14 protein-coding genes and 1 tRNA gene are annotated in these 13,551 nt (G+C 38.8%); 2 read left to right on the forward strand and 13 right to left on the reverse strand.

Annotated elements, in window-relative coordinates; all coding sequences use genetic code 11:
- Positions 1-51 precede the first annotated feature (51 nt).
- The 7 genes from IV84_RS07035 to IV84_RS07065 all read right to left on the reverse strand — a co-directional run bounded on the left by IV84_RS07035 (position 52) and on the right by IV84_RS07065 (position 6,938).
- Positions 52-123, reverse strand: a tRNA-Arg gene (locus IV84_RS07035).
- Between the two features lie 81 nt (positions 124-204).
- Complete coding sequence (locus IV84_RS07040; RefSeq protein ID WP_046871516.1) at positions 205-1,023, reverse strand: Cof-type HAD-IIB family hydrolase; 819 nt, start codon at positions 1,021-1,023, stop codon at positions 205-207.
- A 16-nt stretch (positions 1,024-1,039) separates the two neighbouring features.
- Positions 1,040-1,363: a hypothetical protein gene (locus tag IV84_RS07045; RefSeq protein ID WP_046871517.1), complete on the reverse strand. Its 324-nt coding sequence runs from the start codon at positions 1,361-1,363 to the stop codon at positions 1,040-1,042.
- Positions 1,364-2,004: 641 nt separating this feature from the next.
- On the reverse strand, positions 2,005-3,900 hold the full coding sequence (locus tag IV84_RS07050; RefSeq protein WP_056986319.1) for an ABC transporter ATP-binding protein: 1,896 nt from the start codon (positions 3,898-3,900) through the stop codon (positions 2,005-2,007).
- The gene (locus IV84_RS07055) at positions 3,887-5,623 is read right to left on the reverse strand and encodes an ABC transporter ATP-binding protein (RefSeq protein WP_046871519.1); all 1,737 of its coding nucleotides are present in this window, start codon (positions 5,621-5,623) and stop codon (positions 3,887-3,889) included. The genes IV84_RS07050 and IV84_RS07055 overlap by 14 nt, the downstream gene beginning before the upstream one ends.
- A complete protein-coding gene (locus IV84_RS07060) occupies positions 5,623-6,075 on the reverse strand; it encodes a MarR family winged helix-turn-helix transcriptional regulator (RefSeq protein WP_046871520.1) in 453 nt (150 codons plus the stop codon). The genes IV84_RS07055 and IV84_RS07060 overlap by 1 nt, the downstream gene beginning before the upstream one ends.
- A 182-nt stretch (positions 6,076-6,257) precedes the next feature.
- Positions 6,258-6,938, reverse strand: a complete 681-nt coding sequence (locus tag IV84_RS07065; RefSeq protein WP_046871521.1) for a YjjG family noncanonical pyrimidine nucleotidase — start codon at positions 6,936-6,938, stop codon at positions 6,258-6,260.
- A gap of 379 nt (positions 6,939-7,317) precedes the next feature.
- Here IV84_RS07065 and IV84_RS07070 point away from each other — a divergent pair, with 379 nt between their 5' ends.
- The gene (locus tag IV84_RS07070; protein WP_046871522.1) at positions 7,318-7,506 is read left to right on the forward strand and encodes an LBP_cg2779 family protein; all 189 of its coding nucleotides are present in this window, start codon (positions 7,318-7,320) and stop codon (positions 7,504-7,506) included.
- Positions 7,507-7,725: 219 nt separating this feature from the next.
- Here IV84_RS07070 and IV84_RS07075 read toward each other — a convergent pair whose 3' ends face one another.
- The 4 genes from IV84_RS07075 to IV84_RS07090 all read right to left on the reverse strand — a co-directional run bounded on the left by IV84_RS07075 (position 7,726) and on the right by IV84_RS07090 (position 11,136).
- A complete protein-coding gene (locus tag IV84_RS07075; RefSeq protein ID WP_046871523.1) occupies positions 7,726-8,226 on the reverse strand; it encodes an O-acetyl-ADP-ribose deacetylase in 501 nt (166 codons plus the stop codon).
- A gap of 12 nt (positions 8,227-8,238) precedes the next feature.
- On the reverse strand, positions 8,239-9,405 hold the full coding sequence (locus tag IV84_RS07080; RefSeq protein WP_046871524.1) for a hypothetical protein: 1,167 nt from the start codon (positions 9,403-9,405) through the stop codon (positions 8,239-8,241).
- An 11-nt stretch (positions 9,406-9,416) separates the two neighbouring features.
- On the reverse strand, positions 9,417-10,610 hold the full coding sequence (locus tag IV84_RS07085; RefSeq protein WP_046871525.1) for an MFS transporter: 1,194 nt from the start codon (positions 10,608-10,610) through the stop codon (positions 9,417-9,419).
- A gap of 145 nt (positions 10,611-10,755) precedes the next feature.
- The gene (locus IV84_RS07090; protein WP_046871526.1) at positions 10,756-11,136 is read right to left on the reverse strand and encodes an iron-sulfur cluster biosynthesis family protein; all 381 of its coding nucleotides are present in this window, start codon (positions 11,134-11,136) and stop codon (positions 10,756-10,758) included.
- Between the two features lie 429 nt (positions 11,137-11,565).
- Here IV84_RS07090 and IV84_RS07095 point away from each other — a divergent pair, with 429 nt between their 5' ends.
- Positions 11,566-12,093, forward strand: a complete 528-nt coding sequence (locus tag IV84_RS07095) for a GNAT family N-acetyltransferase (protein ID WP_046871527.1) — start codon at positions 11,566-11,568, stop codon at positions 12,091-12,093.
- Between the two features lie 9 nt (positions 12,094-12,102).
- On the opposite strand, the gene IV84_RS07100 is transcribed toward IV84_RS07095, so the two are convergent.
- Entirely contained in the window at positions 12,103-12,969 is an 867-nt protein-coding gene (locus IV84_RS07100; protein WP_046871528.1) for a ribonuclease H family protein, read from the reverse strand.
- A gap of 141 nt (positions 12,970-13,110) precedes the next feature.
- Positions 13,111-13,293 (reverse strand): hypothetical protein, encoded by a 183-nt coding sequence (locus IV84_RS07105; protein ID WP_046871529.1) that lies wholly within the window; start codon positions 13,291-13,293, stop codon positions 13,111-13,113.
- Between the last annotated feature and the right edge of the window lie 258 nt (positions 13,294-13,551).

The following is a 13,551-nucleotide window of genomic DNA, read 5'->3' on the forward strand; positions in this document are numbered from 1 at the left end:
TCCACCAATACGATTTGACAGAGACCCGCTTAAATCCCGCTATATCAACAATGCGTCAGGGGGGAATCGAACCCCCATCATGAGGACCGAAATCTCATGTGCTATCCATTACACTACCGACGCCTATAGTGTAATTCTAATGAAGTTACGCGCAAATTTCAACCTTAACTTTTAAGCAGCAATCTAAATTTAAATAATTCATACCTAAATTTGATCGTTTAATACGCGGTCAATCATATCCAAAACACCACTATGATTATTATCAAGTGGCGTCACCAGCGAGGTTGCCGCCTTAGCTTCTGGTGATGCATTTTTCATCGCATAGCCATATTTGGCATGTTTCAACATTTCGGCATCATTTTGATTATCTCCGAACGTCATTGTTTCAGCCATCGAAACGTTCCAAATCCGCTGTAATTGTACTAAACCATAAGCTTTGGTCACATGAGGCTTAATAATATCTATGCCACTATAGCCGCTCATCACTTCCGTCAATTGATTGCCAAATTCAGTAGTTAGTACATTATACTTATCACGAATATCGGCTAAATCCGGCCAATTAACATCCACTTTGTAAATTTCATCAGTCACTGTTGAGAAATCCGAAGCATGTGTTAAATTTTCGTAAAAATAACCGGTCCGCCCCCAAACTTCATTTTGAGGTGTGACATTCGTATGCGCAGCCTTTTCCCCAGATAAAATAATAACAGCGTTGGCAAGGATTGGTTGCTCATCGACACTGGTCACAACTTTCTGCCAAAGTTCTGGTTCAATTGGACTGGAATCAAGCATTTTGCCTTTTTCCACAATCAGAGCACCATCTTCTGCTACATAAGTGAGATCACCATTAATGCCGGTCATTACCTTTGTACAGTGTAAATACTGGTTGCCACTAGCTACGACAAAATGGATGCCCCGGCGATTCATTTCATCAAGTTGGTTTTGAAAACGAGTTCGATCAAATTCATGCTGATCATCTAAAAATGTGCCGTCAATGTCACTTGCAATTAGTTTAATACTCATTTGAAACTCCTTAAAATTAGCGTTGATTTATAACTTTGCTGATTTCTTGTTGTAAATAAATAAACATGTTGTTTGCATTCTTTCGAAAATCTTCCTCAAACGAAGCTCCCTGTGATTTAACGGAACCAATTGGCTTTTCGGGGGTTTCATAAATAGTGATCTTGTCATTATCTAACGTACAAGAGTCATAGTGGCCCTCTAATTGTTCATCTAATATTGCCTGCGCGTTGTCTTGAATTGCGTCGAAAACAACTTGTTTTTCATTACTTTTATGTCCCAATTCTTCTAATTGAGCAATTTTTACTTTAACTTCTGTCATGTCTTGTGGAATTTGAATCATATCGTCACACGTCCTTTTTAAATAGAGTAACTAAAGATTGAAAGTACAAAATCACATTCAATTGCTTGATACAAAAACGTTCATGGTAACAAAATCAGATTAAAATACCGTCTTTCAGCAAATCTGGGCCGGAACGTAGTGGGCACGACTTAGAGCCGAAATACCCGTCTCTAAGCTCGGCCTTTATCTAAACGAAAACCGTTAAGATAAATGACACTACTGGGCCCATTTGCTTCCAGACTGAATCAGGTATTAAAACTAATTATATTTAGCACAAAAGTTGTCATGGAAAAGGTCATCAAGCTATCTAAAGACAACGACTTCCTCAGTTAGGAGGCGGTTTGGCCTCAGGGGTGAAATTTATCTTAGCGATTTTCGCTTAGATAAAGGTCGAGTTTGAAGACAAGTGATCTACTTGGCTTCAAATCGTGCCCACCCCGTTCCAGGCCAAGGGAGCTGTAGAACGGTAATTAACCTAATTTTTGTGGATTAAACCGTTTAATATCAGTAACTGAAGTCATTTTTGTACTTTCAACCTTTAGTAGAGCAACAAAAAATACCAGTAACCAAAGTTTTAGTCACACTCCAGTCACTAGTACATTCTATCATTGAAAACCCTAACTTCCCAATAATGTTAATCGTTATTCCAGAATCGTTTTACCGGTATAAAGTTCGTAATATTCGCCCTTTTCTTGCATCAAGGACTCATGATTACCCGCTTCAATAATTCGGCCATCTTCAATTACCAGAATTTCATCTGAATTATGAATTGTCGACAAACGATGAGCAATCACAAACGTGGTCCGCCCCTTCATTAAATTATCCATCCCTGACTGAACCAAAGCTTCCGTTCGGGTATCAATACTTGAAGTAGCCTCATCCATAATCATGGTTGGCGGATCCGCAATGGCTGCCCGTGCAATCGATAATAGTTGACGCTGTCCTTGTGACAGGTCAGATCCAGAACCATCAATCACCGTGTCGTAACCTTTTGGCAAGTTGCGGATAAAACTGTCAGCATTAGCTAATTTAGCAGCCTCCACAGCTTCTTCATCCGTTGCGTTTAAACGGCCGTAACGAATGTTATCGCGAATCGAAGCCGTAAATAGGTTCGTATCCTGCAAAACAATTCCCATGGATAATCGTAAACTTGCTTTTTGAATATTTTGAATATCGATGCCATCATAAAGAATCTGGCCACTCGAAATATCATAAAATCGATTTAGCATATTTGTGATAGTCGTCTTACCGGCCCCGGTTGCTCCAACAAAAGCCATTTTTTCTCCAGGTTTTGCATCTAAGGAAATGTGATGCAAAACTGTCTTCTTACCATCATAGCTAAAACTAACATCCTTAAACTCAATGTGCCCTTTAACTGGCGTTAGTTTGACATTGCCATCTTTTTCAGGAGTTTTCCATGCCCACTTATCGGTCCGTTCACTGGTTTCCGTCAACTCATGTTGTTCATTTTCAGTAACATAGACAAGGGTTGTATCTCCGGAATCTTGTTCCACTGGTTCGTCAAACAACTGGAACATGCGTTGCGCACCGGCAAGGCCCATAATAATTGAGTTCAATTGCATTGTAATTTGCGCAATCGGTTGACTAAAAGAACGACTCAACTGTACGAAAGCAGCAATTTCACCTAATGTAATGGGAGTTATGTGATTGACGGCAAAATAGCCACCAACCACAGCAATCAAGACATACAAAATGTTGCCGACATTTCCCATAATTGGGAATAGCATTGTTGATAATCCATTGGCCATACTAGCATCCTGCCGTAAGGCTTCGTTTCGCTTATCAAAGCCGGCCTTAGCCTGATCCTCATGAGAGAATACTTTAATAACCTTTTGGCCATTCAACATTTCTTCAATATAACCATCAATATTTCCTAATGCTTTTTGTTGCATTCGAAAATAATAACTACTTTTGGAACTCAATTTCCGCACAATAAAAATACTCAACGCAAAAACGATCAAACTAATTATCGTTAATGTTGGGCTCAGCGTGATCATCGCCGTCAAAGTAAAGACCACATTAAAAAGCGCATTAATAAACATGGGAAAACTCTGTTCAACCATTTGTCGTAAGGTATCTACATCATTTGTGTACCGACTCATGACATCGCCATAATCGTTTGAATCAAAATAACTTAACGGCAATTGTTGCATATGGGTAAACATTTCATCCCGAATCCGTTTTTGTAACTTTTGGCCCGTCATAATCATCAGTTGCGAATATAACAACGTCCCAATCACACCTAAGAGATAAATTGCTCCCATTAAAATAATCATATGCAGTAATGGCGTGAAGTTCGGATGGGCAACTTTCATCAAGGGCGTAATATAGTCATCAATCAAACGTTGAATAAACAGTGTCCCAACGACTGATGCTCCGGCCGAAACAATGACAGAGAAGAACGCAATAAATAACGCAAAGTGACTTTTTTGCATAATGTATTTTAATAACCGCCATAAAATCTGCCAAGCTGAACCATCTAACTTAGCTCTTCCAGCAACTCTAGTTCTTTGCATGCGTTTCTCCTCCTTTGATTTGAGAATTATAAATATCTTGATAAAGGTCGTCTGAATTCATTAGTTCATCATGCGTACCGACTGCTTCAATCTTACCTTGATCGATAACCACAATTCGATCCGCACCCTGAACAGATGAAATTCGTTGTGCAATAATCAGTTTGGTCATCTCTGGTAATTCTTCACGAAAGGCCGTTTGAATCAAGCTATCCGTATGGGTATCAACCGCACTCGTTGAATCATCAAGGATTAGAATCTTCGGATTTTTCAAAAGTGCTCGGGCAATCGTCAACCGTTGCTTTTGACCGCCAGAAACATTACTCCCACCCTGTTCAATATAGGTGTCATAGCCATCTGGCAAGCTATTAATGAAATCATCCGCCTGGGCCAGTTTAGCTGCCTGAACTAATTGTTCATCTGTCGCTTGCTCGTCACCCCAACGTAAGTTGTCCGCAATGCTTCCGGAAAACAGGACATTTTGCTGAAGCACCATTGAAACATTATCCCGTAAGGTTCGGATATCATAATCACGCACATCCTGATCACCAACCTTCACGGATCCATGACTGACATCATAGAGGCGTGGAATGAGTTGAACCAAACTACTTTTGCCACTCCCAGTTTCCCCAATAATTCCAATGGTTTCACCAGGCTTGATGTGCAAATTAATATCCTCTAGACGTGTTACCCCATCGTCCGCATACGCAAAATCCACATGATCAAAATCGATTTCACCAGTTTTTACATCGGTTAACGGATTTTTAGGATTCGTTAACGTACTCTTATAGGTCAAAACTTCGTCAATTCGTTGCGCTGAAGCTAATGAAATGGTCATTTGGTTGAAGACATTAGATAAAATATTCAAACTCATTAAAACTGACATCGCATAGGCAAGCAAACTTACTAATTGGCCGGTCTGCATCGTGCCCCCAACAATTCGTTTGGCGCCAAACCATGCCAAAAATAGCAAAGTTCCATACATCACAAACTGCATAATTGGACTGTTTAACTGGAGAATTCGTTCTGCTTTACTAAAGACTTCGTAAATACTAGATGATGCTTTTTCAGCCTTTTTATCTTCCAGTTCAGCCCGGTTATACGTTTTAACTACCCGAATACCTCGCAAATTCTCGCGAACAACGCGATTTAATCCGTCATAGCGTTGGTAAACCTTTTTGAAAAGTGGCCGGCCAATTGCAATAATTACCGTCAATCCAATTGCCATCAGGGGTACAGAAACAACGAAGACCATTGCCATCTGGGCATCCACTGTGAAAGCCATTGTGATCGAAAAAATCAGCATTAGTGGCGCTCTAGCCGCGGCTCGAATCAGCATTTGAAATGCCTGTTGAATATTCATGATATCCGTCGTGAGCCGCACCACAATACTAGAAGTGGAAAAATGATCCACATCTTCAAAAGAAAAATCTTGAATATGATGATATAAATCATGCCGTAAGTTCTTGGCAAAACCGGCACTAGCTTTACTAGAATACCAACTCGCCCCAGCACCACCTGCCAAAGAAATAAAGGTTCCGATCAGCATAAACACGCCTAATTTTTCAATATAGGCTAAATTGCCTGGAATAATCCCTTTATCAATCATTTTTGACATTAGATATGGAATAAAAGTTTCAATAAAAGTTTCGATTGCAACCAAGATTGGTGAAATCAAAGCATACTTTTTATATTCTCTAACTGAATGGCCAATTCGTTTCAGCATTATTTGTCACTTCCTATTTTTTTATCTTTTAAGTTTCTTGTCATCTGTTGTGTAACCTTCTGCCAAGTCGCAATCTCATCTTCGGATACACCTTGGAGCATTCTGGCTTCAAAATCGATTGTGCCTTGAACCACACTTTTTTGAAACGCCATTGCTTTTGGTGTCAGCACGATTAATTTCAACCGCGCATCATCTGCGACCGATTCTCGCGTGATATAGCCATTATCTTCCAGCTTTTGGAGCAAACTGGTTACCGATGAACGGCGGATTCCAAAGTGCTCTTCAATATCACGTTGATAAATTTTCTGTTTTCCGGCCCGCATCAACAAAAAGTGCAGTACGCCTCCCTGTTTACCGGTAATATCATCGTCTAAAAAGCTTTCATTAAATTTACGCGTAGAACAATTCGCCAAAACATGAATTTGGCGATTGATCCCAAGATGTTTTTCCATAAGTAACCTCTATTAACCTCTGTTTTATTATTGTTAGAATTCTAACAATATACGTTACCACTTTCAAAAAGTGCATGCAAATGATTTAGATTTTTGGGTAAAAAAATAAACAGTCTCCTCTCCAAATTCGGTTTTTCCTCTCGAATTGAATGAGTAACTGTTTATATACGTTTCAGTTGAGCCTATAATATTTCCTTTAGATCTAATAAATCATCAATCTGATACGTTGGGCTCACTGATGAATGGTTCGGTTGTAATGCCGGATTAAACCATACCGAATCAATTCCTGCGTTAGCCCCACCTTGAATATCTGAAGTCAATGAATCACCAATTATTAAAGCATTTTTGGGTGTAAACCCCGAAATATGATTAGCAATAAAATCAAAGAACTCAATTCTAGGTTTTTGGTAACCAACTTCCTCGGAAACAAATATGTGTTTAAAGTATGTACTCAATCCTGAGTCGTTTAATCGATGCTGCTGCACAGACCCGATTCCGTTTGAAACAATGAATAAATTAAACTGATCCTTTAAACTATTTAATAACTCTAACGCGTGGGGTTCTAATTGGTGCCCCTGATTTAAGAATTCGCGATAAATTTGTTCATACTTAATCCCATCAACTGTTTCATTAAAATGCGCGAAAAGTTTGGTAAAACGCGTGTTAACCAGTGTTTGGCGGTCCAATTGTCCAAGCTCAAAACGTTGCCACATATGCTCGTTTAGTGCTCGAAAATAGGTAACCATGTCATCTGTTAGTGGATATTTAATTTCCGCAAACAATGCTTTAAGTGCTTGGTTCTCAGCTGCGTGAAAATCTAATAGTGTATCATCCACATCAAACAATAGATTCTGATATTTCATGCTTTCACCTCAATCCCTCTTGTGTTGCATTATAACAAATTCTCCATCAATTTCACTAATTTCTTTAAAAACACGCCCAATTAATGTTCATTTTTCTCTCAACTATGGTACATTGAATGTAAGGGATTTACATTACAAGAAGGGTCTGTGCGACTTGGCATTGGAATGCCATAGCGAACTACTCCACAGCAGGGACCCCACACCGAGAATAAGGTTTTGGTACCGAGAGTAAGATTTTGCGTATGCAACATAGTCATTTAAAAATCGAGGAGGGCCAGTCCGACTTGGCATTGGAATGCCATAGCAAGGATGGACACCGTACCGAGAATAGGATTTTGCGTATGCAAAATAGTCATTTAAAAATCGAGGAGGATTTACCATGGGTGATTTAACAAAGCTTGCAGAAGAGATTATCAATTATCAAAAGAAACATGATTTAACGGATGCTTCTATTGCATTTGGCACTCATCTGTCTGTAGAAAAAATTCACAATATTAAAATTAACAAATATAACGCAACGGAAGACGATATCCGTCGCATTAACGACTATATGAGAGATAACAAGTAGTGAATGAATTGAGACGTTTAACTGTCATATTATAAGCATGGTGGAGGTGGGATCGCAATCCCACTGGAAACGTGCTTATAATCTAACAGCTGTCTCAAGTAATTGTCCTAAAATAGTGAATGGATCGAAACATCTCGCTTTTAGATAGTAGATATACTTAAATAAAAAGCTAAAAATCAAACTGCTGGAAGGTTTCACCAGAAGTTAATTTTTAGTTTTTTATTTTTGAACTTCTAAATAGGCTTGATAGGTACCTTCATCAAAGCAAACCATCGTCACATCTTTCACACTCTGAGCAGTCTTTAAAAACTCCCGAATAGTTGTAACGGCAATTTTTGCGCCGGCTTGTAAAGGAAAACGATAAACACCAGTACTAATAGACGGAAAAGCAACACTGACACAGTGATTTTGATCAGCCAGGTTCAAACTATTTTGATAGCTGTTATGTAACAATTCAGCCTCATGCTGATGGCCACCACGCCAAATTGGCCCTGGTGTGTGAATAACAAATTTCGCCGGTAGTTTAAATCCAGGTGTGATCTTGGCTTCACCGGTTTGACAACCGTGAAGCAGTCGACAAGCGGCCAGTAATTCTGGACCTGCAGCTCGATGAATCGCACCATCAACACCACCACTGCCAAGCAACGTTGTGTTAGCAGCATTGACAATTGCATCCACTTTCATAGTCGTGATGTCGCCACGAATTACTTTAAATGCCATTTTTTCACCTTCTTACAAGAGTCCTTTATCACGTAAATGATTTTCAATAAGGACCGCATTCAAAAAATCAAAGGATAGTTCATCAACATCCTCAATCACAATTTCGATTCCGGTTTGATCTACGTACAAATCAGCATCAATCACGTGAAACCGAAAAGTATCCGTAGTGACATCTGTAATGTATCCCATCTCACGCGCACCAGTTAATAAAGAAATACTCAAAACTCGCGAAAATGTCTCAGTTTGTTTGATCAGCGCCATGATTAGATCATCAGTAGCATCAAATAAACGCTCCTCATTGAGCACCGGCTGCACAAAAGTCTGGTTCTTTTTTTGATAGTTAATAAAAGCTTCCATAACCTGCATGTAGTCAGATTTCAGGGTGATGCTAACAATTGCATCCAGTCGGATCAAGGAATAACCCCCAAATTGCCCCGCCATATCAACTAAATTACATAAAACCTCACTCTTATTTACTGCATTTACAGTCCCAACAAAAAAGTTTGAAGATTTTGTTTCGTCATTAATTGTAATAAGCTCTTGTTTTTGTTCCGCATTTTTCAATACGGCATAAAAGTCTTTCGTATCCGTTAAAGTTAATCGTGATTCTGGTTGTTGTTTAGCAATCTCTGGCCAAGTTGCTGTTTCCACTGCCAATTCTCGTCCAGAAAATTCCACGATTTCCGCCTCTGTATATTTAATGGTCGTCAATACTTCGTGGGTCAGATCAAACTTATCAACTAAATGCATTTCAAAATCATTTTCGTGAACAGCCGTCACTTTTCCTTCTTGATAATTTTCCAAATCACTTCTTGTTAAAACTAAAAATTGTTCATTTTTATAAGCATCTTCTACAACCTGCTTAATTAAATCACTAGTCGAAACAAAATCCGGAATCCGATCCATCACCGTAAATAGTTGATCATTCTCGGCAATCTGAATTGTTTCTAACATATTATCAAGATCTGGGCTGTCAAACTCCACGTTTTCAATGGCGTCAAATTGGACATACACGGCCCCATCAGCCTGCCCAGTGTCATCATAAGTGTTAAGAATCACTCCGTCGGCACCAATACTATTTACGAACCCTGTGTAGAAAGTTTCCTGCTCTTTAGGAAAAACGTTGGCTAAACGTTGATCATTTTTAGCAAACTCTAAGTCATATAAAACTGAATCCATTTAACCATCTCCTAATCCGAATTTCTGCCCATTAAATATACGACCAATAATCCCAACAACACTAATCCGCCTAAGACAAAAAATGTCCCATGATTAAACCAGTCGGAAATGAAACCAAAGACAAACGATCCTAATGGGTGCATGCTGTCAAAACATAAAAACCAAATCGAAAAAACGCGCCCTAAAAATGCAATGTCCGTTAAGTTTTGAACAATTGTCATCATCCGAATACTCATTCGTGATGTGTAAAATCCATAGGCAAAAGCAGAGACCAACAATAATCCATAATTGATCCATATTCCTGTCAAAATTAAAACAATTGCGAGAATGAAAGCATCCTGATAATTTGTTTTGATTCTTGGTTGGTGTTTATTTAAGACCAAAGATAGGCCACCCAGCATACCGCCCACGGCCACCAACGTCAAGACATAACTGTATAACTTCTCATCCCCATTATAGTAATGATCCACATCATAGGGCAACAATAACGTGTAACCTGCATACATTGCGGCTAAAAAGGCATCAAAAATAATTAGTCGAAACACATCTCGTTTATTGCGGACATAATTCAGTCCCTTAACTAAGCTCTCCAAAATAGGCATGGATTCTTTCGTGTGATCTTTTTCAGGTTTGTATTTTAACGCTAAAGTAAAAATGAAGGATAATAAAAAAGACAACGCATTAATAAACAAGAATGAACGAAAATTAATCCAGTGTAAAGTCAGTAGGAACCCACCAAATAATGGCGCTACAATATCAGCTAACGTCAATCCTGTATTTGACCAAGAATTAAAAGTTGATAATTTATCACTGCGAATAATTTCAGGAACCACCGCTTTCGCAGCTGGAAAATTAAACGCCAATCCGATATCAATGATGCACGTTAACAAGACTAATTGATAAAAAACGGGCTTATTAACATCCATAATTCCAGCCATAATTAAACAGGCCAAAAAACTGACGATATCCGCAAGCAACATAATCAATTTACGGTTATATTTATCAACTAACGGTCCCGCAAATAAATCGCCAGCCACTAATACAATGCCCCCGATTCCTTGCACAATTCCCAGTAAAGAGGCGTGACCGGTTGCGCGCACAATAAACCAGTTTAACCCAAAGACAAAGAGGGCATCCCCTAGTCGAGACACAAATGGACTAAGAAATAACGGCCAACTGAATGTTTGTTTTGTACGATCATCCATTTTCACACCTCCAAAATAGTATGTTCCTTCATTCTACAAGAGTTCAGCAAGAGTGACAATGCTGAAATGACAGTAAAAAAGCAACCACATAAGCTATTGGGCTGTGATTGCTATTGAAAATCTAAAGTTATAATTTTGAGTAAGTTTAGCGCGCAGGATTATTTTTAATTCCATTTTTATCTGTAAAATCAATGAAGCCAACGTTATCATCAATTGCGCCGCCATCGCCACTTAATTGCAAAGTACCAAGGTGCGTGTTAAATTTCATAGACATATTTTCTTCCAAATCATCAGTCGAATAATCTTTAATTAGTAAATCGCCAATATTGGAATGCACGACCGCGTTGTAACCAGTCGTTGGCATATCTTTGGCCACCACATTAATGGTAAACTGGACTTGCATATGAATCATTGCGTGTTGAGAATAATCTCCAACGCCATCTTCAAAAGTTAGTAACAATCGTTTATTATCGTCTAAATGGGCTTGAACTTTATCTGCAGATACAGAATCAAATTTAATATTCATATCAACGCCTCCCAAATTTTATTTTAGGCTTATTGTAACCGCTTAATAGTAAAACACCAAGTAACTTTGCTTGGAACGTTTGCAAAATGCTTTATGCTAGGAATAGACATTAACAAGGAAAAGGAGCCACTCCGCCTGGCCGAACTTCGGCCTAGAAGGATGGTCATCCGTTTTGAAAATAGGATTTTGCTGTAAGCAAAATAGCCATTAATACTGAAAAGGAGCCATTCCGCCTGGCCGAACTTCGGCCTAGAAGGATGGTCATCCGTTTTGAAAATAGGATTTTATTGTAAGCAAAATAGCCATTAATACTGAAAAGGAGCCATTCCGCCTGGCCGAGCTTCGGCCTAGAAGGATGGACATCCGTTTTGAAAATAGGATTTTGCTGAAAGCAAAATAACCATTAATTATGAAAAGGAGCAACTTCCCATGGAGAAATTCGAAAAGTATCGCCCAATTCTAACCCCACATTTTACTTTAGATTGGCTGACCGCTGCAAAAGTAAAAGATATTTACGCACTTCGTCACGACGCAAACGTTGCTAAAATGAGCGACCGTGATGTTGACTCAGATATTCAGGCTACCGTTGATTATGTAAATAAAATCATGCGTGCCATCATGAACAATGATTCTTTACTGTGGGGTATCTCTGAACGCAAAATTGAAAAGTTTTTAGGCACATTTTGCATTTGGAATTTTAACGATTCCAAAACTGCTGCTGAAGTTAGATTTGAAGTTCTTCCTAACCAACAAAATCATGGCATCATGACTGAAATCCTGCAACGGATGACAGAATTTTCGTTTAACGAATTAGGCCTGGAAAAACTTTATGCAGTTGCAAAGCAATCTAACACTCCTGCCATTACTGTTTTGAAGAAAACCGGATTTGAAATTGACCCAACCTACCCTGGCAGTCAAAACACTTTAAGCTTTTCGTTGTGTGCAACTACTCGATAAATTTTTCAGCTAATCATTGTACCATTCCAATTTTTCCAAACTTTTTTTAATGGCGTCCAATGATTTCTGCGTTTCAGAAGTTGGGACGCTTTTTTTCTGTGCTTTTTTTGTCAGTTTAGACGCCGTTTGCGCTGGAGATGATGCCCTAATTGCCTTGTTAGCAACTTGCCCGCCACTCATTTTATCCATCGTTTGATTTAGTAAGTGATCCACAAAAACATTACCCTCGTTAGTTGCATGGCCTTTTGTCCAGTAAAATTGCAGATGGGAAAACTTTGGCAGCAGCCCGTCCAATTGGCGCCATAGTTCACTATTAGCCAAAGGCTGTCCAGATCCCCGTTTCCAGCCACGTCGTTTCCAACCCGCTAGCCAATGCTTTTGGATCGCATTTAAAACATATTGTGAATCGGTCACAACCGAAATCTCATCAGTTTGCTTCTGATTTTCCACTAACCATTCTAACGCCCGAAGCAACGCCATAATTTCCATCCGGTTATTCGTTGCCCCAAACTCACCTTGTGAATCGGATATTTGTTTGCCAGCAACATTAATTAAGTAGGCCCAGGCCGCTTTATCTTGCTTTTTAACATGACCACCGTTCACATTTCCTGTATTTCGCGAACCACCATCGGTATACACAATAATTTCCGTATCATTTGCTTGATGACTTTGGGCCGTATTTACCTTTTTAGTAGGCTTAGTTTTTGATATTACCCCGCCATCATTCAACCATTGACGAGCTTCTGCTTCAGTTTTAAAACCTTTATATTTTGCCCCAGGAAAACCATCGATCATTGGCTTAGTCTCATTCCAGTCTGTAAAGATCCCAGTCTGTTTTCCTTTTGCAACTGCATAAAATTTCTTTTTAGCTGCCATTTTTATTCTCCATTCATATGTATAAAAAAATTCCTCTAGAATAAGTTTAATACCATTGTATCAACTTATCCTAGAGGAATCGAACACGTTACCCGAAACGGAATCATCAGCATTCAAAATTGCTAGACCTCGAATTTCTTATTAGTTTGCGTACTGTTGTTGTACTAGACCATTAGTTTTTTCGTTTAACTTGTCAAGTGCTTCGGTGATTGTAACACCGCTAGCTTTAATACTTGGATCGTTCTTTTCGCTTGCCCAGAATAATTGTGTTTCTGTATCTAACGCAATACGATAATCACGATTACTAAAATTTCCAAATCTCATTGTAAAACCCTCTTTCCTTTTGTTTCTCAACAAAGGCTTAGAATGAGATACGAAATATCAATGCTTCAAAATGAATATTTTTTGCTGCAGCCGCGTTCTTCCCTTCAAAAATGATATGTCGTACCAAAACTACCTTTGTTTCATAATAGTAGTTGCTAAAAATATAATTTTAACTACCATTTTTGATGATAACACTATGTTGAGAGAAAAAGCAATCAAAAAGATTTAGGTATGTGTCAAGTTTTCCTAGGTGCCTTA

It is taken from the genome of Pediococcus damnosus, assembly GCF_001437255.1.
Lineage (GTDB): Bacteria > Bacillota > Bacilli > Lactobacillales > Lactobacillaceae > Pediococcus > Pediococcus damnosus.